The sequence below is a fragment of the Bacillus litorisediminis genome, from assembly GCF_022808645.1.
Classification (GTDB): domain Bacteria; phylum Bacillota; class Bacilli; order Bacillales; family JC228; genus Bacillus_BF; species Bacillus_BF litorisediminis.
The window spans coordinates 88,430-112,287 of the sequence record NZ_JAKZKT010000002.1; the positions used below are offsets into that span (position 1 = coordinate 88,430).

Annotated in this window: 20 protein-coding genes and 2 pseudogenes; 20 read left to right on the forward strand and 2 right to left on the reverse strand. The window is 40.6% G+C overall.

All coding sequences use genetic code 11. The features are described 5' to 3' along the window. The first annotated feature begins 161 nt into the window (after nt 1-161). From MLE14_RS01410 to MLE14_RS01490, 17 genes and pseudogenes are all read left to right on the forward strand, one after another. Nucleotides 162-920, forward strand: a complete 759-nt coding sequence (locus MLE14_RS01410) for a GntR family transcriptional regulator (RefSeq protein WP_243296471.1) — start codon at nt 162-164, stop codon at nt 918-920. 47 nt (nt 921-967) lie between these two features. Next, a complete protein-coding gene (locus MLE14_RS01415; protein ID WP_243296472.1) occupies nt 968-2,086 on the forward strand; it encodes a BMP family lipoprotein in 1,119 nt (372 codons plus the stop codon). A gap of 161 nt (nt 2,087-2,247) precedes the next feature. Beyond that, nucleotides 2,248-3,774 (forward strand): ABC transporter ATP-binding protein, encoded by a 1,527-nt coding sequence (locus MLE14_RS01420; protein WP_243296474.1) that lies wholly within the window; start codon nt 2,248-2,250, stop codon nt 3,772-3,774. Between the two features lies 1 nt (nt 3,775). Continuing rightward, nucleotides 3,776-4,843: an ABC transporter permease gene (locus MLE14_RS01425; protein WP_243296478.1), complete on the forward strand. Its 1,068-nt coding sequence runs from the start codon at nt 3,776-3,778 to the stop codon at nt 4,841-4,843. Between the two features lie 9 nt (nt 4,844-4,852). Beyond that, nucleotides 4,853-5,803, forward strand: a complete 951-nt coding sequence (locus tag MLE14_RS01430) for an ABC transporter permease (protein ID WP_279326164.1) — start codon at nt 4,853-4,855, stop codon at nt 5,801-5,803. Nucleotides 5,804-6,529: 726 nt separating this feature from the next. After that, nucleotides 6,530-7,807, forward strand: a complete 1,278-nt coding sequence (gene yfmF / locus MLE14_RS01435) for an EF-P 5-aminopentanol modification-associated protein YfmF (RefSeq protein WP_243296480.1) — start codon at nt 6,530-6,532, stop codon at nt 7,805-7,807. Then, nucleotides 7,808-9,103, forward strand: a complete 1,296-nt coding sequence (gene yfmH / locus MLE14_RS01440) for an EF-P 5-aminopentanol modification-associated protein YfmH (protein WP_243296481.1) — start codon at nt 7,808-7,810, stop codon at nt 9,101-9,103. A 343-nt stretch (nt 9,104-9,446) separates the two neighbouring features. After that, nucleotides 9,447-10,169 carry an elongation factor P 5-aminopentanone reductase gene (ymfI, locus tag MLE14_RS01445; protein WP_243296482.1) on the forward strand — a complete coding sequence of 241 codons (723 nt, stop codon included), beginning with the start codon at nt 9,447-9,449 and terminating at the stop codon, nt 10,167-10,169. 79 nt (nt 10,170-10,248) lie between these two features. Then, the gene (locus MLE14_RS01450) at nt 10,249-10,509 is read left to right on the forward strand and encodes a DUF3243 domain-containing protein (protein WP_243296483.1); all 261 of its coding nucleotides are present in this window, start codon (nt 10,249-10,251) and stop codon (nt 10,507-10,509) included. Nucleotides 10,510-10,683: 174 nt separating this feature from the next. Next, nucleotides 10,684-11,475 (forward strand): DUF3388 domain-containing protein, encoded by a 792-nt coding sequence (locus tag MLE14_RS01455; protein WP_243296484.1) that lies wholly within the window; start codon nt 10,684-10,686, stop codon nt 11,473-11,475. Between the two features lie 20 nt (nt 11,476-11,495). Then, the gene (locus tag MLE14_RS22845; protein ID WP_243296485.1) at nt 11,496-12,392 is read left to right on the forward strand and encodes a helix-turn-helix domain-containing protein; all 897 of its coding nucleotides are present in this window, start codon (nt 11,496-11,498) and stop codon (nt 12,390-12,392) included. Between the two features lie 120 nt (nt 12,393-12,512). Further along, entirely contained in the window at nt 12,513-13,091 is a 579-nt protein-coding gene (gene pgsA / locus MLE14_RS01465; protein ID WP_243296486.1) for a CDP-diacylglycerol--glycerol-3-phosphate 3-phosphatidyltransferase, read from the forward strand. Nucleotides 13,092-13,103: 12 nt separating this feature from the next. Continuing rightward, nucleotides 13,104-14,354, forward strand: a complete 1,251-nt coding sequence (locus MLE14_RS01470; RefSeq protein ID WP_243296487.1) for a competence/damage-inducible protein A — start codon at nt 13,104-13,106, stop codon at nt 14,352-14,354. Between the two features lie 509 nt (nt 14,355-14,863). Next, nucleotides 14,864-15,481 (forward strand): annotated as a pseudogene (recA, locus tag MLE14_RS01475) (recombinase RecA); the annotation flags it as partial. Nucleotides 15,482-15,779: 298 nt separating this feature from the next. Then, nucleotides 15,780-16,202: pseudogene (locus MLE14_RS01480) on the forward strand (recombinase RecA); the annotation flags it as partial. A 337-nt stretch (nt 16,203-16,539) separates the two neighbouring features. Beyond that, nucleotides 16,540-18,099, forward strand: coding sequence for a ribonuclease Y (gene rny / locus MLE14_RS01485; protein WP_243296488.1), 1,560 nt, complete (start codon nt 16,540-16,542; stop codon nt 18,097-18,099). Between the two features lie 110 nt (nt 18,100-18,209). Next, nucleotides 18,210-19,007: a TIGR00282 family metallophosphoesterase gene (locus tag MLE14_RS01490; protein ID WP_243296489.1), complete on the forward strand. Its 798-nt coding sequence runs from the start codon at nt 18,210-18,212 to the stop codon at nt 19,005-19,007. A 101-nt stretch (nt 19,008-19,108) separates the two neighbouring features. Here MLE14_RS01490 and MLE14_RS01495 read toward each other — a convergent pair whose 3' ends face one another. Together MLE14_RS01495 and MLE14_RS01500 are read right to left on the reverse strand one after the other, a co-directional pair. Continuing rightward, on the reverse strand, nt 19,109-19,288 hold the full coding sequence (locus MLE14_RS01495) for a PspC domain-containing protein (RefSeq protein ID WP_243296490.1): 180 nt from the start codon (nt 19,286-19,288) through the stop codon (nt 19,109-19,111). Nucleotides 19,289-19,313: 25 nt separating this feature from the next. Then, nucleotides 19,314-20,093 carry an alpha/beta fold hydrolase gene (locus tag MLE14_RS01500; protein ID WP_243296491.1) on the reverse strand — a complete coding sequence of 260 codons (780 nt, stop codon included), beginning with the start codon at nt 20,091-20,093 and terminating at the stop codon, nt 19,314-19,316. A gap of 228 nt (nt 20,094-20,321) precedes the next feature. Here MLE14_RS01500 and spoVS point away from each other — a divergent pair, with 228 nt between their 5' ends. The 3 genes from spoVS (at nt 20,322) to MLE14_RS01515 (ending at nt 23,451) form a co-directional block, all read left to right on the forward strand. Beyond that, the gene (spoVS, locus tag MLE14_RS01505; protein WP_097160453.1) at nt 20,322-20,582 is read left to right on the forward strand and encodes a stage V sporulation protein SpoVS; all 261 of its coding nucleotides are present in this window, start codon (nt 20,322-20,324) and stop codon (nt 20,580-20,582) included. A gap of 266 nt (nt 20,583-20,848) precedes the next feature. After that, nucleotides 20,849-22,585, forward strand: coding sequence for a 2-oxoacid:acceptor oxidoreductase subunit alpha (locus tag MLE14_RS01510; protein ID WP_243296492.1), 1,737 nt, complete (start codon nt 20,849-20,851; stop codon nt 22,583-22,585). Next, a complete protein-coding gene (locus tag MLE14_RS01515) occupies nt 22,585-23,451 on the forward strand; it encodes a 2-oxoacid:ferredoxin oxidoreductase subunit beta (protein WP_243296493.1) in 867 nt (288 codons plus the stop codon). Before MLE14_RS01510 ends, MLE14_RS01515 begins: the two co-directional genes overlap by 1 nt. Nucleotides 23,452-23,858 lie beyond the last annotated feature (407 nt).

The following is a 23,858-nucleotide window of genomic DNA, read 5'->3' on the forward strand; positions in this document are numbered from 1 at the left end:
AATGCCAAAACCCCAATTTATTAATATTTTTTACTTTTGCTCATTTTCTTTTATTCGACAATTTTTTAAATATCCTATTTATTTATAGGTAATAAGTATGTTATATTATTTTCGATTAGTAGAACTTTGAATTTAAAAAATAGTTATAGCGGAGGGGCACTATGTCAGTAAAGCCCGATCAGCGGCACCTTCATTTACAGGTGATTGATAGGCTAAAAAAACGTATTGCAGAAGGTACATATCGAGAAAAGGAGCGCTTACCTTCCGAGTTTGACCTGGCAAAAGATTTAGGAGTCAGTCGTGCAACACTCAGGGAGGCTCTTCGTGTGTTAGAGGAAGAAAACTTCATTATCCGAAGACATGGAGTCGGTACATTCGTTGCTCCAAAGCCCTTGCTCAATTCAGGGATTGAAGAGCTGCATAGTGTTACTAGTATGATTAGAAATGCCGGTCTCCGTCCTGGAACTATTTTTTTAAATTCTAGTGAAATTGGCTCGACAGAAGAAGACAAAAATCGTTTTATGATCACAGATCAGGATGAACTGTTGCTAGTTGAAAGAGTGCTGACAGCAAATGGAGAACCCATTGTATATTGTCTGGATAAAATCCCAAAATACATCTTAAAGGAACCATTTGCTCTTAATCAGGATTCAATTTTTAATTTAATAGAGGAAAAAGCGAAATGCAGGATTGCCTATGCAGTGTCTGAAATTGAACCTGTGGGTTATCATGAAAAGATTTCTCCTCTCTTAAATTGTGAGCCTGAAATTGCATTGCTTTTATTAAAGCAGCTTCATTATGACGAAGAAGAGAGACCAGTCCTTTATTCTGTCAATTACTTTAGAGCCGATGCTTTTCGTTTCCAAGTTGTTCGCCGCCGTGATTTATATGGAGGCATAAACAACTTAAAGAAGCAGTAGATCATTGGAAATAAGACAATGGAAAAATTAAAGGGGGTTTTTAAACAATGAAAAAACTTAAGTTTGGTTTTATCCTTTCACTTGTTTTAGCCTTAGCAACATTCCTTTCTGCCTGCGGTAACGCTGGACAAGAAGGTGGAGAAGGTGCTGGCGGCAATAATGAAGGCGGCGGTGCTAATCATGCCGGCGATTTCACAGTAGCTATGGTAACTGATGTCGGTGGTGTTGATGACAAATCTTTTAACCAATCTGCTTGGGAAGGGCTTCAGGCATTCGGTGCAGAACATGGACTTGAACAGGGTACAAATGGTTACCACTATCTTCAATCTAAAGGCAATGCAGACTATGCAACGAACTTAAATACACTAGTTCGCGGTAAATTTGATTTAATTTACGGTATTGGCTTCCTTCTTGCAAATGACGTTGCAAAAGTAGCAGAACAAAATCCTGAAAGCCAATTTGCGATTGTGGACAGTGTTGTTGAAGCTGACAATGTCGCAAGTATCGTATTTAAAGAGCACCAAGGTTCATTCCTTGTTGGAGTTGTAGCAGGTTTAACTACAAAAACAAACAAAATCGGTTTTGTAGGCGGAGTTGAGAGTGATCTTATTAAAAAATTTGAATATGGTTTCCGTGCTGGGGTAAAAGCGGTTAACCCAGATGCAACAGTTGAAGTGAACTATGCTGGTGCATTTGACAAGCCTGACCAAGGTATTTCCATTGCTTCTGCGATGTACGGTTCTGGAATTGACATTATTTATCATGCTTCTGGGGCAACTGGAAACGGCGTATTTACAACTGCAAAAGACATTAAAATCAATGACCCTGAACGTGAAATTTGGGTAATTGGAGTCGATAAAGACCAAGCGCCTGAAGGTGAATTAACACTGGATAATGGTGAAACTGTTAACGTAACATTAACTTCAATGGTTAAACGTGTGGACGTAGCTGTGAAAGACGTTGCTGAAAGAACAATGAATGGTGAATTCCCTGGCGGAGAAATCGTAGAATACGGACTTGAGGAAAATGGTATTGGAATTTCTGAAACTCAAGACAATCTAACTGAAGATGTTCTTGCAGCTGTTAAGGAATGGGAACAAAAAATCCGTGATGGAGAAATCACGGTTCCAGCAACAGAAGAGGAATTCAATAACTTTGAATTGTAATTGGGAAAGGGCCGGATTACCGGCCTTTTCTTCTGAATAAAGACCTCTTATTACTTTGATCAAAGGCTTTTATTTAGAGGATAAAGACCTTTGATTTGAGTAATAAAAATTTCACAATCCAATAGATAGGAATGAACAATAATACGGAGGAGTGAAACTAAGTGGAGTATATTATTGAAATGCTCAATATTCGGAAAGAGTTTCCTGGCATTGTTGCAAATGATAATGTAACACTCCAAGTCAAACCAGGAGAGATCCATGCATTGCTAGGGGAAAATGGTGCGGGTAAATCCACATTAATGAATGTGTTATTCGGACTATATCAGCCGGAACAAGGCGAAATCCGTGTTCGGGGGCAAAAAGTGGATATAACAAGCCCAAATGTGGCAAACGATTTAGGAATCGGAATGGTTCATCAGCACTTTATGCTTGTTGAGGATTTTACGGTTACAGAAAATATTATTTTAGGAAATGAGCCGACTGTCGGCAAAGCTTTTAATAATAAAAAATATGCGAGAAAAAAGGTAAAAGAAATTTCGGAGCAGTACGGATTAAAGGTTGATCCAGATGCCAAGATTTCAGATATTTCAGTTGGGATGCAGCAAAGGGTAGAAATTCTAAAAACGTTATACCGAGGCGCAGAAATTCTCATTTTTGACGAACCGACAGCTGTTTTGACACCACAAGAAATTACGGATCTTATTCAAATCATGAAAAATCTGATTAAAGAAGGTAAGTCCATTATACTCATTACACACAAGCTCAAAGAAATTATGTCTGTATGTGATCGGGTTACGGTTATCCGAAAAGGAGTGGGTATTGGTACTTTAAATGTTTCCGAAACCAATCCTAATGAATTGGCGAGTTTAATGGTTGGCCGTGATATTGTCTTTAAAACGGAAAAGAAGGATGCACAGCCAAAAGATGTTGTTCTTTCGGTTGAAAAGTTAGTTGTAAAGGATTCCCGCGGTTTTAATGCAGTAAATCAGCTATCCCTTGATGTAAGAGCCGGGGAAATTGTGGGGATTGCGGGTGTAGACGGCAATGGACAAACGGAATTAATCGAAGCTATTACAGGTTTACGCAAGGTAGAATCAGGTACCATTACCTTGAACGGAAAACGAATCGATAATTTAAAGCCAAGAAAAATTACAGAGTCTGGTGTAGGACATATCCCGCAAGACCGTCACAAGCATGGACTAGTGTTAGACTACTCCATTGGAGAAAATATGGTTTTGCAAACCTATTACCAGCCCCCTTTTTCGAAAAAAGGCATTCTTGACTTTAAAGCGATTTATGAAAAAGCCAATCAGCTGATTGAAGAGTTTGATGTAAGAACTCCTTCTGCTTATACGCCTGCACGTGCTCTTTCCGGAGGAAATCAGCAAAAGGCGATTATTGGACGTGAAGTGGACCGAAATCCAGATCTGTTGATTGCTGCTCAGCCAACACGCGGGTTGGATGTAGGCGCGATTGAGTTCATCCATCAGCGTTTAATTGAGCAAAGAAATACAGATAAAGCGGTTCTTCTCATTTCTTTTGAATTAGATGAAATTATGAATGTTAGTGACCGAATCGCTGTAATTTATGAAGGCAGTATTATAGCAATTGTCGATCCTAAACAAACATCCGAACAAGAACTAGGATTGTTAATGGCAGGAAGCAAAAGTAAGGCAGGTGAACAATAGCATGAGTAATAAGGGCAAGACAAATAAAAAGAATTTCACGCTAATTGCGATTCCGGTAACGTCTGTTATCATTGGACTTATTGCCGGGGCGATCATAATGGTAGCGACTGGATATAATCCAATTTCTGCTTACTTGGCTCTTTGGTATGGATCATTTGGCGATCTGTATTACATTGGGGAAACGATTCGTCAAATGACTCCTTATGTATTTTCAGGATTAGCTGTTGCATTTGCATTCCGGACCGGACTCTTTAATATCGGGGTGGAAGGTCAGCTTTTAGTAGGATGGGTGGCAGCTATCTGGTGCGGTCTAACCTTTGATGGCCTGCCTAAATTAATTCATTTGCCATTAACGATTATCGTCGCAGCCTTGGCAGGGGCGATCTGGGCGTTTTTGCCGGGGATATTAAAGGCAAAATATCGGATATCCGAGGTTGTCGTAACGATCATGATGAACTATATTGCATTACATGCTACAAACGCTTTTATCCGGACTGTATTAGCAGATAATAGTGATTCAACCGAATATATCCCAGCATCAGCTTCATTAAGTTCTCCGTTTTTACAGGAATTAACGTATTATTCAAGATTGCACTGGGGAATTTTAATTGCATTAGCCGGAGCGTTTTTTGTGTGGTACCTTTTAGAGAAAACAGCAAAAGGGTACGAGCTTAAAGCAGTTGGTTTTAACCAGCATGCGTCCCAATATGCTGGGATGAATGTCAATCGCAATATTGTCCTATCCATGGTGATATCGGGAGGACTTGCGGGTCTCGCAGGAGCTATGGAGGGTCTTGGTACCTTTAACTATGCCTTTGTTCAATCAGCGTTTACGGGCATTGGTTTTGACGGGATTGCCGTAGCCTTGCTTGGCGGTAATACGGCCATCGGTGTTGTCATTGCCGCTCTCCTGTTTGGGGGCTTGAACAATGGTGCCTTAACGATGCAAATGAATGCAATGGTGCCAACTGAACTTGTTGATATAATCGTTGCGTTGATTATATTCTTTGTAGGATCCAGCTATTTAATTAAATGGTTATTTAATCGCCGTAAGAAGGAGGTGGAATAAGTGAGTTTCATGCAAGCCCTAGAAATTATCTTTCCAAGTATGATGGTTTTGGCTGCCCCACTTATTCTTACAGCAATTGGCGGTGTTTTATCAGAACGTGCAGGTGTTGTAAATATCGGGCTGGAAGGTCTGATGATTATCGGCGCTTTTGCAGCCATTGTATTTAATTTAACGTTTTATGATGTGTTTGGTGATCAAACAAAATGGATTGCTCTTTTAGTCGGGATGGCTGTTGGGGGAGTATTTTCTCTATTACATGCCCTTGCTTCCATCACATTCCGTGCAGACCAAGTCATCAGCGGGGTCGCAATTAACCTATTAGCACTTGGGATTGGTCTCTTTTATATTAAAAGTGTGTTTGGAAAAGGGCAAACGGATCGGATTAGTGATCCATTCTACTCAACGAACATACCATTTTTAAGTGATATTCCGATTATTGGAGATTTGTTCTTTACGAAAGTATATTGGACATCCTTCATTGCTATTGGACTAGCTATCTTGGTTTGGATTGTCGTATACTACACTCCATTTGGTCTTCGCCTGAGAGCTGTAGGAGAACACCCAATGGCAGCTGATACGATGGGAATTAATGTAACAAGAATGCGATATTTGGCGGTCTTTTTAAGCGGTCTTTTAGGAGGTCTTGGGGGAGCGGTTTTTGCGGAAACAATCTCTCATGACTTCAGTCACGCAACGATTACCGGACAAGGCTTTATGGCAATTGCCGCCATGATATTCGGAAAATGGCACCCAATCGGTGCAGCTGGGGCGGCAATTTTCTTTGGTTTTGCCCAGTCTTTAAGCAGAGTAGGGCCATCGCTCCCTTATATCGAAAATATTCCATCTGTCATCCTGCTGATTGCACCATATGTACTAACGATCATCGCCTTGGCCGGATTCATTGGCCGATACGAAGGTCCAAAAGCTTTAAATGTGCCTTATATTAAAGGAAAACGTTAAGGTTTGCTGAATGAAAAGGTTAACTCTTGATTTTTTGGGAGTTGGCCTTTTTTTATTGAGTTTGTTGAAGTGTATAAGTTCAGATAAAAAGATTGAGCCAAAGAGAGAACATTTCTTCTGGTGCAAACCTGAAAAATGTCCATCATCCCCCTTTATGAAGGACATTTCTGCTGGAGTAAACTTTAAAAATGTCCATCATCCTCTTTATGAAGAACATTTCTGTTGTTCAAAACTCAAAAAAAGTCTATCATCCCCTTTATGAAGGACACTTCTGCTGGAGCTAACTTTAAAAAAGTCCATCATCCTCTTTATGAAGAACATTTCTGTTGTTCAAAACTCAAAAAAAGTCCATCATCCCCTTTTATGAAGGACATTTCTGCTGGTCTAAACTTGAAAAAAGTCTATCATCCCCTTTATGAAGGACACTTCTGCTGGAGCTAACTTTAAAAAAGTCCATCATCCCCTTTATAAAGGACATTTCTGCTGGTCAAAACTCGAAAAAAGTCCATCATTGTCTTTATGACTGACTTTTTTGCTCATAAAAAGTGTCCGTCATCCCCCTTATGAAGGACATTGCTGGTTTAAACTTTGAAAAGGTGAACATCCAATCTTATCCTCCCATTCCAGATACTTGTTTCAGGTTTGGCCAAAGATGTATAGTATAGTTACAAATTTCTTACACTATTTTTGAATGATACGATGAGTGGAAGGACAGGAGGTTAATGAATGTCAGTCTTACATGAAGAGATCTTGGAAGGCAAAGGATTTCGCTTACATGTAGTGAAAGCGGACCAATTTAAAACGAATACATTAGTTTTTAAAATGAAAGCTCCTCTAAGACGGGAGGATATTACAATTCGGGCTCTTTTACCTTATGTTTTGCAGGCCAGTACTCAAAAATACCCGACGACCACTAAACTAAGATCCTATCTAGATGAGCTATACGGTACGAGTCTTTATGTCGATTTAGCCAAAAAGGGCGAGTACCATGTGATTACCTTTTCAATCGATATCGCCAATGAAAAGTTTTTAAAGGATCAAACCCCCCTTCTTGAGAAGGCATTTGAATTGCTTTCAGAAATTTTATTAAAACCGCTTGTTACAAATGATGCATTTGACAAGCAAACCGTTGAGCAGGAAAAACGGACTTTAAAGCAGCGGATTGAAGCCGTCTATGATGATAAAATGCGTTATGCCGGAGTCCGATTAGTCGAAGAAATGTGTAAGGATGAACCATATTCGCTTCCTTTAAACGGGTTTAAAGAAGATGTTGATGCAATTACCCCAAGTTCTTTATATCAGTATTATGTGAAGGCGTTTACGGAAGATGAACTAGATTTATTTGTTGTCGGAGATGTCGAGGTTGAACGGGTACAAGAATTTGCCGGGAAGTGGCTTCAGTTTTCAAATCGGGCACCTCAATTAATCAATAGACGGGATAGTACCGACCGCAAAGAAGTCAAAGAGGTCAAGGAGCCTCAAAATGTCAAACAGGGGAAACTCAATATTGGCTACCGGACTCATATATTTTATGGAGACGAGGATTACTACGCACTTCAGGTTATGAACGGGCTGCTAGGAGGCTTTTCTCATTCTAAGCTTTTCATTAATGTCCGTGAAAAAGCAAGCCTTGCTTACTATGCTGCGAGCCGGCTTGAAAGCCATAAGGGTTTATTATTAATCATGACAGGTATAGATATGAAAAACTATGATCAGACGGTTTCGATTGTCAAAGAACAAGTTAAAGCCATGCAAGACGGCGATTTTTCTGATCAGGAAATCGAGCAGACAAAAGCAGTGATCCGTAATCAAATGCTTGAGACGATTGATACACCGCGGGGAATGATCGAGGTACTTTATCACAATGTGGTCGCAAAACAAACCGTTTTATTAAATGATTGGTTAGAAAAAACAGATCAAGTATCAAAGGAACAAATTGTCAACACAGCGAAAAAGCTGGAACTTGATACGATCTATTTTTTAACCGGAAAGGAGCAAGCGTAGATGGAGAAAATACCGTTTCAACAGCTCCAAGAAGAGCTATATTATGAAAAGCTTGACAATGGGCTTGATGTCTACATTCTCCCAAAACCAGGGTTTAATAAAACCTATGCGACCTTTACAACGAACTATGGTTCAATTGATAATCATTTTGTCCCGCATGGAAAAGAAGAGTTCCGAAAGGTTCCTGATGGGATTGCCCATTTCTTAGAGCATAAAATGTTTGAAAAAGAAGATGGCGATGTCTTCCAGCAATTTAGCAAGCAAGGGGCATCTGCCAACGCGTTCACAACGTTTACTCGAACAGCCTATTTGTTTTCAAGCACAAGTAATGTGGAGCAAAATCTCGAAACGTTAATTGATTTTGTCCAGGAACCCTATTTTTCAGAAGAAACGGTTGAGAAAGAAAAGGGCATAATCGGGCAAGAGATTACGATGTACGATGATAATCCGGACTGGCGTTTATATTTTGGAGCAATTGAAAGCATGTATCACAATCATCCGGTGAAGCTCGATATTGCCGGAACAGTGGAGTCTATTGCTAAGATCACCAAGGATGATTTATATGAATGCTACGAAACCTTCTATCATCCTTCTAATATGCTGTTATTTGTAGTTGGCCCAGTTGACCCGAATCAGACACTTGAGCTGATTAAAAACAACCAGGCAAAAAAAGAATACAAGGAATTGCCGCCGATTCAAAGACAGTTTGACGAGGAGCCCGATTCGGTGGCAGAGGAAGTAAAGGTACTTCATATGAATGTCCAATCTGAAAAATGCATGGTTGGCATTAAGGATTTGAAGACTGAGATTACGGGAGAAGCGCTGCAAAAACACGAACAAACAGTCCAGGTTTTAATGGATATGCTGTTTGGAAAGAGCAGTGAAAATTACAAGAGCTTGTATGAGCAAGGATTGATTGATGATTCTTTTTCTTATGATTATTCACATGAACGGGGTTATGGCTTCGCGCTGGTTGGAAGCGATACAAAAGATGCCGAAGCATTGCGGAAGGCACTGACTGATATTCTGCTGCAAGCCAAATCCGGTGTTAACTTAACAGAGGAAGCCTTAAACCGATCGAAGAAAAAGAAAATCGGCGGTTTTTTACGGGCGATGAATTCACCAGAGTTTATTGCGAACCAATTTACCCGTTATCGGTTTAATGACATGGATCTGTTTACTGTACTGAATGTTCTGGAGTCGATTCAAATAAACGATATTAAGCAGGTCGCAGCTGAACTTTTTGAAGAATCGAGAATTTCCGCTTGCCATGTTCTGCCGATGCAAAACGCATAACAGAAGGTAAGCACCCTATCAAGAGAATCTCTCTTTTTAGGGTGCTTTTTTGGTTATAATAGGGAATAGGTTGAAAGCTGATTAAGAGTAGAAGATAAGTTCTGAAAATGCGTGCAGAGTCCGGAATAATGGATTGAGTCTGGAATAACAGGTGCTGAGTTCGGATGAGTGTGGAGTCCGTAATAATGCGTGCTGAGTTCCGAAAAAGGATGCAGAGTTATTAAAATCGGAGACTGAGTTTCGAAAAGCAAGTTCTGAGGATCGAAAAAGAACACTAAGTTCCGAAATGCAGGACCACAGATTCCGATTGACATTTATGTTTCGAGATTGAGGAGAGGAAAGTATGAATACGTGGGCATTAATTACAGGGGCAAGCGGGGAAATCGGACGGGCAATTGCAAAAAAGCTTGCTAAAGAGGGATATCATTTATATTTACATTATTTTCAAAACCAACAAGGAATGGACACTTTACTTCAGGAATTAGAAGAGTTTAATCAGGAATATATTCCGATTCAGGCTGATTTAAGTAAAGAGGAAGGAATTGACCTTATGGCTTCGTCGATCTTCCAGCTGGATGCCCTTGTTTTTTGTGCAGGGAAGGAATTAAACAAGCTTCTGATTGATACAAATAGAGTGGAAATAGATTTTTTAGTTGATTTGCATCTGAGCTCCCCCATTAAGTTAACACAGGCGCTCCTTCCAAAGCTTTATAACCAAAGTAAAGGCAGTATCGTTTTTATTGCTTCAACCTGGGGCGAAACCGGGGCTGCTTTAGAAACCGTATATTCTGCTGTGAAAGGCGGACAAATCGCTTTTGCGAAGGGCTTAAGTAAAGAGCTTGCCAGAAGCGGGATACGCGTGAATGTTGTTTCTCCTGGAGTGATTCAAACCCGGATGAACGAATTTTTATCAGAAGAGGAAAAGGCAGCGCTTGAAAATGAAATTGCGCTTGGACGGATGGGAACACCTGAAGAAGTTGGAGAGGCTGTTGCCTTTTTGCTTTCAGACAAAGCCTCTTATATTACTGGTGAGGTCTTAAAGGTAAACGGTGGTTGGTACACTTAAAATTTCCATAAATGGATGTATATTATTTGCGAAGCGATACAAAATAATCCTTGAAGATATGAAAAGGAGGATATCAACCATGTCTGTTTTAGAAAATTGGGACCAATGGAAAAATTTCCTTGGAGACCGTCTCAATCATGCAAAGCAAGAAGGTATGGATAATAATGTAATTTCAGATCTTGCCTATGAAATTGGAGAATATTTGGCAAAACAAGTTGACCCAAAGAATGAACAGGAAAGAGTGTTAGCGGACCTTTGGTCTGTTGCTTCTCCTGATGAAAGACATGCAATTGCAAATATGATGGTTAAGCTGGTGCAAAATAACGGAACGCAACATTAAGAAGAGAGGATTCCCCCTCTCTTCTTCAGTTTTTTACACTAAATTCGACAAAAATCTTGACAATCAGACAATGAATTTTCATTTTTCCTTTCATATTGAAATAAAATCATATATTATAGTCTTATAAAGTGGTTGTACCTTCCAAATAAACATTGGGAGAAGTGGGGGGTATAGATGGAAAAAACTGAATGGTACTTTGAATACGAAATCCAAAAAAACCGGCCAGGCTTACTTGGTGAAATTGCGTCTTTACTCGGGATGCTTTCTATAAACATTGTGACAATAAACGGTGTCGATGAGGGGAGACGGGGCCTGCTTTTATTAGCAGAAGACCGGGAGCAGATTGAGCGGTTAGAATCCATTCTGATGATGATGGATACAATCAAAGTAACGAAAATTCGCGAGCCAAAATTAAGAGACAGATTAGCTGTCAGACATGGCCGATACATACAAAGAGATGCAGATGATAAGAAAACGTTTAGGTTTGTTCGTGACGAGCTTGGTTTGCTCGTTGATTTTATGGCTGAGATATTCAAGCAAGAAGGACATAAATTAGTAGGAATCCGCGGAATGCCTCGTGTTGGAAAGACAGAATCTGTTGTAGCCGCCAGCGTATGTGCCAATAAAAGATGGCTGTTTTTATCTTCAACCTTATTAAAACAAACCATCCGCAGCCAGCTGATTGAGGACGAGTACAATGAAAATAATATTTTTATTTTAGATGGAATCGTTTCAACTAAACGGGCGAATGAACGGCACTGGCAATTAATTAGGGAAATAATGCGCCTTCCTGCTGTAAAAGTAGTAGAACACCCTGATGTTTTCGTTCAAAATACAGAATATAATCTCGAAGATTTTGATTATATTATCGAACTCAGAAATGATCCGAACGAAGAAATTACATACGAACTTGTTCAAAAAACTAACCTTTTTGATGATCCTGATTTCGGTGGATTTGATTTTTAAAAATTTGGCAGGTGGTATTGGTGACAGAGCTTGGCAAGCGTCTGAGAGAGGCGAGGGAAGAAAAGGGATTGTCTCTTGAGGACTTACAAGAAATAACGAAAATCCAAAAAAGATATTTAAAAGGAATCGAGGAAGGTAACTACGCCCCAATGCCGGGTAATTTTTATGTGCGTGCCTTTATTAAACAATACGCTGAAGCGGTTGGACTTGAACCGGAAGAGGTTTTTAATGTCTATGCAAATGAAATTCCTTCCAGTCATCATGAGGACCTACCGGAACAGCTTTCACGGGTACAAACAAGGAAAACAGTATCTGCCCAGGATTCCAAGGTTTTTGTGCTATTCCCTAAACTTCTGGTAGGGTTATTTGTAATTGGCGCGGTATTTGCGATTTGGTATATTGTCCAATCGGTTGCTAGTGAAGACCCGGGGGATACGGTTTCACAAAATGAAAATCTTCCAGAAGAAAATGCAGGGGTTAATGACGATGTTATTGAGGAAGAGCCTGAAGATACGGGCAACGAGGAGCAGCCTGCTGAGGACGAAGAAAACCAGCAGCCAGCAGAACCTGAAGAGCCGGTTGAGCCAGATCCCGTAATTGAAAATGTTGGAGTGAGCGGTGATACCGCTTCTTATGCATTAAAAAATGCTGAGACATTTACATTAGAAGTCAGTTCTACAGGGAGAACATGGATCCAAATAACTGGTGCAGATAATACGGTCTATTATGCTGATAATCTGACAGAGGGAAATACGATTTCTTATGATGTAACGCAAAATAGTCCGGTTAAAATTCGTGTTGGCTATGCTCCAGACACTAAAATTTCTGTGAATGGAATGCCGCTATCATACCAAATCCCTGCAGATCAAACTATGACTCAAAACATTATCATTCAATTTGAAGGAACGAGTGAATAGTCATCGAAGGATGGCTATTTTTTCTCTTATTATAAAATTCTTTGGTAGTTGAGGGATTTATCATTATAATAATGAGAGAAAATATGGACAATGATTCTTCAAATATAGGAGGATACTCAGGTGAACTTACCTAACAAGATTACAGTATCGAGAATATTTTTAATCCCCATCTTTATGATTGTCATGTACATGGGTAATTCGTGGGGAACCTATCATCTGGGAGAAGTCGAACTTCCGGTTTCTCATTTTGTGGGAGCTCTTATTTTTATTCTGGCTTCTACAACAGATTGGGTGGATGGATATTATGCGAGAAAATTAAATTTAGTAACAAATCTGGGAAAATTTTTGGACCCTCTCGCGGATAAATTATTGGTTTCAGCTGCCCTTATAATTTTAGTTGAATTAGGCTATGCTCCTTCTTGGATTGTGATTGTCATTATTAGCCGCGAGTTTGCAGTAACTGGTTTAAGATTAGTTTTAGCGGGTGAAGGAGAAGTCGTCGCAGCCAATATGCTGGGGAAAATTAAAACTTGGACCCAAATCATTGCAATTTCTGCGCTGTTATTGCATAACCTCCCATTTGAATGGATTCACATTCCATTTGCAACGATTGCACTTTGGGTAGCGTTATTTTTTACGATTTGGTCTGGCTGGGATTATTTTTATAAAAATCGGTATGTGCTGTTAAATTCAAAATAGGGACTGATGAATGTGCTTAAAGGAGAAATCTTAGCGGTCGGCACCGAGCTATTGTTAGGGCAAATCGTCAATACAAATGCTCAATTTATCTCAAAAAAATGTGCGGAAATGGGGATATCCGTTTATTATCATAGTGTGGTCGGTGACAATCCAAACCGCCTGGAACAGGCTCTAAAAGTAGCGATGGAACGCTCTAACCTGATTATTTTAACGGGAGGCTTAGGTCCCACAAAGGACGATTTAACAAAAGAAACGGTTGCTTCTGTATTGGGGCGTTCCCTTGTAATGGATGAACAGGCACTTCGATATATTGAAAATTATTTTTCAAGAAACGGCCGAACCATGACAGAGAATAACAAAAAGCAGGCACTTGTGTTGGAAGGCAGCCACGTATTTCCCAATGATACCGGAATGGCGCCAGGGATGCTGGTAAGCGAAAACGGTGTCCATGTGATATTGCTTCCCGGCCCTCCAAAAGAAATGGAACCAATGTTCACAAACTATGTTCAATCAGCCTTGCTGCAAATCGCAGGCAAGGCAATGATGATCCACTCGAGGGTGCTGCGTTTTTTTGGAATTGGAGAAGCCCAGCTTGAAACAGTATTGGAAGATTTAATCGACAGGCAAACGAATCCAACCATCGCACCTTTAGCTTCTGACGGTGAAGTAACTTTAAGACTGACAGCCTTTGCAGATACGAGGGAAATAGCAATCCCGATGCTCGATGAAGTTGAAAAAGAAATTCAAAGTCGGGTAGGTTCCTATTTTTATGGATATGATGATACGAATTTATTTTTAGAGTTAAAGAAAACTTTAGAGGCAAAAGGACTCACTCTCGCTTGTGCGGAAAGCCTGACAGGCGGACTTTTTCAAGGAGAGTATTGTCAAATGCCTGGTGCAAGCAAAACCTTTGTTGGCGGCATAGTTTCCTATACAAATGAAGTGAAAGAAAAGCTTTTGGGAGTCAGTCCTGAAACACTACGGGTTCATGGAGCTGTCAGCGAGCAGTGTGCAATTGAAATGGCAGCTGGCGTATTGAAGGCGACAGGCAGTGATGTCGGATTAAGCTTCACCGGTGTAGCAGGCCCAGATCTGCAAGAAGGAAAAGTACCTGGCACCGTCTTTATCGGAATGGCAAGCAAGGACGGAAGCACAGATTGTGTAAAATTAAGTTTGACTGGACACCGGAATATTATTCGCATCAGAGCCTGTAAACACGGGGCTCACCAGCTTCGGACATGGTTAAATCAAGAATTGGTATGATGACAATCATACCGTTTTTTTTTTTATTAAAAGGTTTTTTAAGCTGTTTTTTAAAATTTTATGGACTGGGCAATTATTACTGCTGGTTTTTTATTAAATTTTAATGGTTTTTATCATATTTTCTTTATCTATGTAAGGTAAAGAAACGGTATATTAGTGTTTTCACAGAGGAATCGCGCAAAATCACGAAAATACGTGCAACAATTCAAAAATGCGCGCAACTTTTAAGAAATACGCGCGAAAACAAGGTCCAATCGCGCAACTGTAAAATTATGGTTAACTAAATGATTAGTTGCACGAAGTTTTTATAAAAATATTTTCAGATTTTTAATTGAAACAATTTTTTAGATCATTTTTCTGATAGATTTTTCTATCTTCAACAGGTGAAAAGTTGTTTTTACAAGAAAAAATCCTTCAAAAAAGTACGAATAAATGTTCGATTTTTTGCTTGGCAAATTATATGAAAACAGGTATAGTAGTAATTAGATTGAATGATTGGAGGAAGTAGAGTGAACGATCGTCAAGCAGCCTTAGAAATGGCTTTAAAACAAATAGAAAAGCAATTTGGAAAAGGCTCTATTATGAAATTAGGAGAGCAAACGGACAGAAAAATCTCAACCGTTCCAAGTGGATCGCTAGCATTAGATGTAGCATTAGGGGTAGGTGGATATCCCCGCGGCCGGATTATAGAAATTTACGGACCTGAAAGCTCAGGTAAAACAACCGTAGCGTTGCATGCAATTGCAGAAGTCCAAGCAACCGGCGGTCAAGCTGCATTTATTGATGCCGAGCATGCCCTAGACCCGGTTTATGCTCAAAAGCTCGGAGTTAATATCGACGAGTTGCTTCTTTCTCAGCCTGATACAGGTGAACAAGCTCTTGAGATTGCTGAAGCGTTAGTCCGAAGCGGTGCCGTTGATATTATCGTTATTGACTCAGTTGCTGCATTGGTTCCTAAAGCTGAGATCGAAGGCGAGATGGGTGATGCACACGTTGGGTTACAAGCCCGACTCATGTCTCAAGCCCTTCGTAAATTGTCCGGTGCGATTAACAAGTCTAAAACCATTGCAATCTTTATTAACCAAATTCGTGAGAAGGTTGGGGTTATGTTTGGAAATCAATTCACTCTGGGTTTCCCTTGCTAGTGATAGCATGTTAAAAAACCTTGTGAACCCGATTGCCTAGGGGTGTGCAAAGTGAATCTTACACTTTGTGCTAACGGTGAAGCCCTCTAAGTTTTATAGGGTAATACCGTGCCAAGCCATACGAATTGTATGGAAGGTCTAGAGACTACCGAAAGAGATAGTTTTGTATCATCGAGTAGGGTACAGCAGAGGATAGGCTGCTGCTGGAAGTGCAAGGCTCTCCAGTTATGGAGATGAAGATATAGTCCACGCTATAGAGATAGTAAATCTATAGATTGAGCCAGAAACAACCCCAGGCGGAAGAGCCCTTAAATTCTACTCTTCTGTCCGTTTAGAAGTGCGCCGTGCCGAACAATTAAAGCAAGGCAATGATATTGTCGGTAACAAAACCAAAATTAAAGTGGTTAAAAATAAAGTGGCTCCGCCTTTCCGTTCAGCTGACGTCGATATTATGTATGGAGAAGGAATCTCTAAAGAGGGCGAAATCATTGATATCGCTTCCGAACTCGATATTGTTCAAAAGAGCGGTTCATGGTATTCCTATAATGATGATCGTCTTGGACAAGGCCGTGAAAATGCAAAACAATTTTTGAAGGAAAATCCTGAGCTTCGTCATGAAATCCAGCAAAAGATCCGTGAACATTATGGATTGGATTCAAATCAGGCTCCTGATGAAGAAGGACAAGAACAATTCGAATTTTAATTCGGAGTTTAAAACGCAAGGATTCGTCCTTGTGTTTTTTTGCAATGTTATATAAAACAAAGGGTGTCAATAGTAGAATAGTCTGAAAAATCGGTCGATTTATATATAGGTCTTAAGGGATAGCTTGACATCAATCTACCGCAGATTTACAATAAATATGTATATTTTTCAACTTTTTTCGTTAGGTCACCGATTGGGATCATACGAATAAAATTATTAGGGGCTTACTATTTCCATAAATATAAGCCTAACTCTGAAAAATGTAAGAAACTTTGAAAGTGTACATGCCGACATGTATGAAATTTGAAACAAGTTCATAGCAAGGGGAGGTGAAGTGATGGATGCCATAACAATCATCTCCATTTTGCTTGGCCTTTTCGTTGGTAGTGTTGTTGGCTACTTTTTACGCAAAAACATTTATGAAGCGAGAGTTACTGGAGCAAAGAATGCGGCGGTCCAAATTCTTGAAGATGCCAAACGTGAAGCTGAAGCTATTAAAAAGGAATCTTTGCTAGAGGCAAAAGATGAAATTCATAAGCTTAGAACGGATGCAGAACGAGAAATTCGTGAGCGTAGAAGTGAGCTACAGAAACAAGAGAATCGTTTGCTCCATAAGGAAGAGAATCTAGATCGAAAAGATGAGACGTTGGATAAACGTGAAGCATTATTAGAAAAGAAGGAGGATTCTCTTAATCAAAGACAACAGCATATTGAAGAGATGGAGAGCAAAGTGGATGAGATGGTGCGTAAAGGACAAGCAGAGCTCGAGCGAATCTCTAACATTTCGAAAGAGGAAGCGAGAGCTATCATTCTAGAACGCATTGAAGCCGAACTTGCTCACGATATTGCTTTCATGGTTAAAGAAAGCGAAACAAGAGCGAAAGAAGAGTCCGATAAAAAGGCGAAAGAAATTCTTTCACTGGCTTTACAGCGTTGCGCAGCTGACCACGTTGCTGAAACGACCGTATCAGTCGTAAATCTGCCGAATGATGAAATGAAAGGTCGGATCATTGGTCGTGAGGGTCGAAATATCCGAACTTTGGAAACACTTACAGGAATTGATCTTATCATCGATGATACACCAGAGGCGGTTATTTTATCCGGATTTGACCCAATTCGGCGTGAAACAGCGCGAATTGCACTAGAAAAGCTTGTTCAAGATGGACGTATACATCCAGCACGGATTGAAGAAATGGTAGACAAGGCGAGACGGGAAGTTGATGAGCACATTCGTGAAATTGGTGAACAGACAACGTTCGAGGTTGGTGTCCACGGGCTCCATCCAGATCTTATGAAGATCTTGGGACGACTTAAGTTCCGTACGTCTTACGGACAAAACGTCCTTAAGCATTCGATCGAAGTTGCGAATCTGGCAGGTTTATTAGCAGCCGAACTAGGCGAGGATGTCACTCTAGCGAAGAGAGCCGGATTACTGCATGATATAGGGAAAGCAGTTGACCACGAGGTGGAAGGAAGCCACGTTGAAATTGGGGTAGAACTTACAACGAAGTATAAAGAACACCCGGTTGTCATTAACAGTGTTGCTTCTCACCACGGAGATACTGAACCTACATCTATCATTGCCGTATTGGTGGCCGCAGCCGATGCATTAAGTGCTGCCAGACCAGGAGCTAGAAGTGAAACGCTTGAAAATTACATTAAGCGACTTGAAAAACTGGAAGAAATTCCTGAATCGTTTGATGGGGTTGAAAAAGCGTTCGCCATCCAAGCCGGCCGTGAAATTAGAATCATGGTCAAACCAGATCAAATCGATGATCTCAGTGCTCACCGCTTAGCACGTGATATTCGGAAACGGATTGAGGATGAACTGGATTATCCAGGTCATATCAAAGTTACCGTTATACGTGAAACCAGAGCCGTTGAATACGCAAAATAAAAGAGCTGACTTGTTTCAGCTCTTTTTTATTGCATGAAAAGCTTGCATAAAATTCCATTGATTTGTGGTAGAATGGAATAGACAATATTCACGCTAGAAAGGAAATACCTATGCGGATTTTATTCATCGGGGATGTGGTAAGCTCTCTCGGCCGGGACATGGTCAAAGAATTTCTCCCCAAATTAAAGAATCAATACCAGCCAAATTTTACGATTATTAATGGTGAGAATTCGGCTGGAGGTAAAGGAATTACTTCAAAAATTTATAATCAATTTCTCGAGTGGGGCGCACAAGCGGTTACGCTCGGAAACCATACATGGGATAACAAGGAAATTTTTGATTTTATTGATGATGCTAAAAGAATGGTAAGGCCCGCTAATTTCCCAGAAGGTTCTCCTGGAGAGGGTTTGCGAATTATTGAGCATCAAGGCAAAAAGGTAGCAGTCATCAGCATTCAAGGTCGTACTTTTATGCCGGCTATTGACGATCCATTTCGAACCGCAGAGAAGTTAGTGGAAAAGGCGCGTGAAGCCACACCATATATTTTTGTAGATTTCCATGCAGAGGCATCCAGTGAGAAGCTCGCAATGGGCTGGTATCTCGATGGAAAGGTTTCTGCAGTTGTTGGGACTCACACTCATATTCAAACAGCAGACGAAAGGATTTTACCGAAAGGGACGGCTTATTTGACAGACGTCGGAATGACAGGACCCTATGACGAAATCATTGGAGTTGAAAAAGAAGCTGTACTCCGCAGGTTTTTAACAGCGATGCCGGTTCGTTTTGAGGTTCCGAAATCAGGGCGGACTCAGCTCAGTGCTGTTGTGATTGATCTTGATGATCAAACCGGATTAGGCAAGAAAATGGAGCGGATTCTGATTAATGATGATCACCCATATTTTAATTAGAATTCATGTGCCAATTGCAACAAAATAAGGGACCAATTGTGGTCTCTTTTTTATTGCAAGAATATAAATAACCTGTTATTTAAAGAAAAAGTTTTAAATGATTATAGTGAAGGTTTCTCTGTTAATGATGCTGCAAGAATGATATACACCCAAAAAGAAGCAGGACAAGTAATGATAAATATGAGCCGGACGACAAGAGATGAAATGCCAAAAAACTCTGCTATTCCTCCGCACACCCCAAATAAGGACTTATCTTTGGATGATTTCATCAGTTTTCTCACTTCTAATCCCTCCCAAAAATTTCAACTATATAAATTGTATCAACAGCTGGTTAAATTTGTCACGTTCTTCCCAGAATGGCCCATGTCCGCTAAATTGAAAGGGAACTAGCTGGGAGTTTCTAATTTTTTGATTTAGTTCTTGAGCTTGCGAAAATGGAATCACTTTGTCATGAATACCGTGAACAATTAGAGTAGGAGTTACTATTTTTGGAAGATCTTCATGCAGCGTCTCATCTCTCAGTAATACAATGACTGCGGCAGTAGACCAACTTGCTGCCTCCAATCCCATTTGAATAAACCAGTCGGAGAATGGTCTCGTTATATACTGAAAGAAAAAGGTATCTGTTACTCCTTGCATCATCTTAGGGCGGTCATTTAAGGTCTCGTTAAGAAGTCTATTTGCCGTTTCGGCTGTAAAGCCAATCGGAGCTGCAGCGTCAATCAGGACAAGCTTCGATACTCCATAACCGTTATGCCGGGACATATAGCGAATGGCGATCGCACCGCCCGTAGAATGGCCAACGAGCGAAAAATCGTCTAATTGAAGGGTTCGGACAACTGTGAAGATATCATCGGCCAGTCTGTTAAAATTATAGCCATTCATCGGTTTATCTGAATGGCCAAAACCTCTCCAGTCAATACCAATACAGCGATAACCCATTGATGGAAGAATAGTAAACTGATATTCAAACTGTTTATGGTTCAGCGGCCAACCATGAACAAACACAATAGTCTTGCTGCCGCCTGGGTTCAAATCCTCAACATATAAGTTAACATCTGGCTCAACGGTAACATAGTATCCCATGCTGATTCCTCCGTATCGAAATTGGTTTCAACTTAAGATATTCATTTTGCTAAACATAGATGTGTAAGATCCCAGGCGGGACAAAAATTTACAGGTCTTATTAAAAATGTTGTCCAAGCTGGCATATGCGGGTTATTGGGTGAATATAGTAGCAATGAAATGATTTATAGGCATCCATATAGAAAAACTCGGGCAATGTTCACGGAAAATACAAGGAGGCATAAGGTAATGGAAATATTAAAAGTTTCAGCTAAATCAAACCCAAATTCTGTAGCTGGTGCACTTGCAGGTGTTTTGAGAGAAAGAGGAGCAGCGGAAATTCAAGCAATTGGTGCTGGGGCCTTAAATCAGGCAGTTAAAGCGGTAGCCATTGCAAGAGGTTTCGTAGCTCCAAGCGGAGTAGACTTAATTTGTGTTCCCGCTTTTACAGATATTCAAATTGATGGCGAAGAACGAACAGCCATTAAACTAATTGTAGAACCTCGTTAAATAGTTTTAGGGGGCTCTGGGGGACCTGTTTGCATATAATAAGCAAGCAGGTTTTTTATGCATTTACGATGTTCTTAAAGAAGTGAGTGATATTCTGGTTAGGTAAAACATGAAAAATTTGTCTTATAAAATATCAAAATATTTATAATATTGACGAATTTCAGTATAATGGGATAGGAAGCATTTTCACACCACTGCACTTACTTTCGCTTTAGGAACGAATGAAAAAATCAACTTAACCGTTTCGTTTAAAGGAGTGTCTAATCATGGTACAACAATTATCATGGAAAGTGGGCGGTCAGCAGGGGGAAGGGATTGAAAGTACAGGTGAAATATTCTCGATTGCCCTGAACCGCCAAGGCTATTACTTATATGGGTACAGACACTTTTCATCCCGTATTAAAGGTGGCCATACGAACAATAAAATTCGGGTAAGCACAACCCCGGTTCGTACGATTGCAGATGATTTAGACGTCTTAGTTGCTTTTGATCAGGAAACGATTGATTTAAACTATCATGAATTGCATGACCAAGGGGTTATTATTGCAGACGTGAAGTTTAATCCAGTTGCACCACCAGATTGCAAGGCCACGCTATATCCAGTCGCTTTTACTGAGATTGCTACTGAGCTTGGGACAGCTCTTATGAAAAACATGGTTGCAATTGGAGCAACCTGTGCCGTGTTAAATTTAGATACGCAAGTTTTTCTAAATGTAGTGAATGAGATTTTTGGCAGAAAAGGCGAGCAAGTGGTAGCCAAAAATATGGAAGCGATTCAAAAGGGTTATGACGTCATGCATGAACAGCTAGGGAGCTCTAACGGCACTTTAAAATTGGATCCAGCTGATGGCAAGCAGCGGTTATTCATGATCGGAAATGATGCGATTGCATTAGGGGCCATGACTGGCGGTGCCCGTTTTATGGCGGCATATCCGATAACACCGGCGTCGGAGATTATGGAATACTTGATTAAAAAGCTGCCAAAAGTAGGAGGAACCGTTATCCAAACTGAAGATGAAATGGCTGCCTGTACAATGGCGATTGGTTCAAATTATGGCGGGGTCCGAGCTTTTACTGCTTCAGCAGGACCCGGGCTGTCTCTAATGATGGAATCAATCGGTTTATCGGGAATTACGGAAACTCCATTGGTCATTGTTGATACACAGCGGGGCGGACCATCGACCGGACTCCCAACCAAACAGGAACAATCCGATCTCCTCGCGATGATTTACGGAAGCCATGGTGAAATTCCGAAGATCGTGATGGCACCGAGTACAGTGGAAGAGGCTTTCTACGATATCGCAGAAGCTTTTAATCTAGCAGAAGAATATCAGTGCCCGGTTATTTTTCTATCAGACTTGCAGCTCTCCTTAGGAAAGCAAACCGTTGAGCCGCTTTCTTTAGAAAAAATAGAGATTCGCCGCGGCAAGCTTGTGAATGAAGAGCTGCCAGAGCTTCAAAATAAAGGATATTTTAAAAGATACGAATTGACGGATGATGGAATTTCTCCACGTGTACTGCCTGGAACGAAAAATGGAATTTTCCACGTAACAGGAGTCGAGCACGACGAGACGGGTAAACCATCTGAAGTTGCTGCAAATCGGAAGAAACAAATGGATAAACGGATGAAAAAATTAAAGAACGTCCGTTTCAAAGTACCAGTGTATAAGGACACTCCACATGAAGAAGCGGATCTATTAATGATTGGCATTAACTCAACAAGAGGGGTTATTGAAGAGGCCAAGATACGCTTAGAGGCAGATGGAATCAAAGTCAATCATGCCCATATTCGCCTGCTTCATCCATTTCCGGCGGAGGAAGTAGCGGAAGTAGTAAGCAAAGCGAAAAAAGTGGCAGTCGTTGAACATAACATCACAGGACAACTCGCTAATATTATCAAAATGAATGTGGGCGGAGCCGAAAAAATCCGCCAGATTAACAAATACGACGGAAATCCATTTCTGCCGCATGAAGTATATGAAGCATGTAAGGAGTTGTTATAATGGCTACCTTCAAAGATTTTCGCAATAATGTCAAACCAAACTGGTGTCCCGGCTGCGGTGATTTCTCTGTACAAGCGGCGATTCAGCGGGCAGCGGCCAATCTAGGACTTGAGCCTGAGGATATGGCGTTAGTATCTGGAATCGGCTGTTCCGGCCGGATCTCAGGTTATGTGTACACGTATGGGTTTCACGGGATTCATGGCCGCTGTCTCCCAATTGCCCAAGGCTTAAAAATGGCCAATCGAGATCTTACCGTCATTGCATCAGGCGGTGATGGAGATGGTTTTGCTATCGGAATGGGGCATACCATTCACGCCATCAGAAGAAACATCGATATTACCTATATCGTCATGGATAACCAGGTCTATGGACTGACCAAAGGACAAACGTCTCCGCGCTCTGCTTCTGGGTTTAAAACAAAATCGACACCGGAGGGAGCGATTGAACCGGCACTATCGCCAATGGAAATGGCGCTGACAGCAGGAGCCACCTTTGTCGCGCAAGGTTTTTCCACAGATCTGAAAGAGTTAACCGCTTTAATTGAAGCGGGGATTCAGCACAAAGGCTTCTCGCTGATTAATGTATTTAGCCCATGTGTCACCTATAACAAAATCAACACCTATGACTGGTATAAAGAAAATCTCACAAAACTCGAGAGCATTGAAGACTATGATCCTTCTAACCGCGAGCAAGCGATGCAAATTTTAATGAAATATAATGGATTAGTAACCGGACTAATCTATCAAAACAAAGAGCAAAAATCCTATCAGGACTTAGTCCCAGGCTATAAAGAAACACCATTGGTAAAAGAGGATTTGCATCTGTCAGAAGAAATGTTCCAGGAACTTGTAAAAGAATTTATGTAAACCAAAAAGCTTTAGATGGCCATAAGCCTTCTAAAGCTTTTTGATTGTTATGTGCAATTTACTAAGCTGATAAAGACAATCAGTTCCCACAGTAGCAGCTCAGCCGTTGTCTATTGGTCAAAATCGCGTTCTATCAGTCAAACACACGTTCTATCAGTCAAAATTTGTTTCTATGGGTCAAAATCCTGGTTCTATCAGTCAAATCGGGATATCTATCAGTCAAAAATGCAATGTTATCGGTCAAATCGTCTGTTCTATCAGTCAAAATCAGCTTTTATCGGTCAAAATTGAATTCTATCGGTCAAAATACGGTACTATCGGTTAACATCGTATTCTGCGAGTCAATACCCCGCCTTGATTGGTCAAAACCTTATGCAATCGGACGACAACCCAATCCTATCGACTAT

Bases quoted from the DNA above. Each gene is read 5' to 3' on its own strand.
- MLE14_RS01510 (WP_243296492.1), top strand. From the start codon at position 20,849: ATGGTACAACAATTATCATGGAAAGTGGGCGGTCAGCAGGGGGAAGGG.
- MLE14_RS01455 (WP_243296484.1), top strand. From the start codon at position 10,684: ATGGAAAAAACTGAATGGTACTTTGAATACGAAATCCAAAAAAACCGG.
- ymfI (WP_243296482.1), top strand. From the start codon at position 9,447: ATGAATACGTGGGCATTAATTACAGGGGCAAGCGGGGAAATCGGACGG.
- MLE14_RS01490 (WP_243296489.1), top strand. From the start codon at position 18,210: ATGCGGATTTTATTCATCGGGGATGTGGTAAGCTCTCTCGGCCGGGAC.
- rny (WP_243296488.1), top strand. From the start codon at position 16,540: ATGGATGCCATAACAATCATCTCCATTTTGCTTGGCCTTTTCGTTGGT.
- yfmF (WP_243296480.1), top strand. From the start codon at position 6,530: ATGTCAGTCTTACATGAAGAGATCTTGGAAGGCAAAGGATTTCGCTTA.
- yfmH (WP_243296481.1), top strand. From the start codon at position 7,808: ATGGAGAAAATACCGTTTCAACAGCTCCAAGAAGAGCTATATTATGAA.
- MLE14_RS01515 (WP_243296493.1), top strand. From the start codon at position 22,585: ATGGCTACCTTCAAAGATTTTCGCAATAATGTCAAACCAAACTGGTGT.
- MLE14_RS01425 (WP_243296478.1), top strand. From the start codon at position 3,776: ATGAGTAATAAGGGCAAGACAAATAAAAAGAATTTCACGCTAATTGCG.
- MLE14_RS01500 (WP_243296491.1), bottom strand. From the start codon at position 20,093: ATGGGATACTATGTTACCGTTGAGCCAGATGTTAACTTATATGTTGAG.
- MLE14_RS01410 (WP_243296471.1), top strand. From the start codon at position 162: ATGTCAGTAAAGCCCGATCAGCGGCACCTTCATTTACAGGTGATTGAT.
- MLE14_RS01430 (WP_279326164.1), top strand. From the start codon at position 4,853: ATGCAAGCCCTAGAAATTATCTTTCCAAGTATGATGGTTTTGGCTGCC.
- MLE14_RS01415 (WP_243296472.1), top strand. From the start codon at position 968: ATGAAAAAACTTAAGTTTGGTTTTATCCTTTCACTTGTTTTAGCCTTA.
- spoVS (WP_097160453.1), top strand. From the start codon at position 20,322: ATGGAAATATTAAAAGTTTCAGCTAAATCAAACCCAAATTCTGTAGCT.
- MLE14_RS01450 (WP_243296483.1), top strand. From the start codon at position 10,249: ATGTCTGTTTTAGAAAATTGGGACCAATGGAAAAATTTCCTTGGAGAC.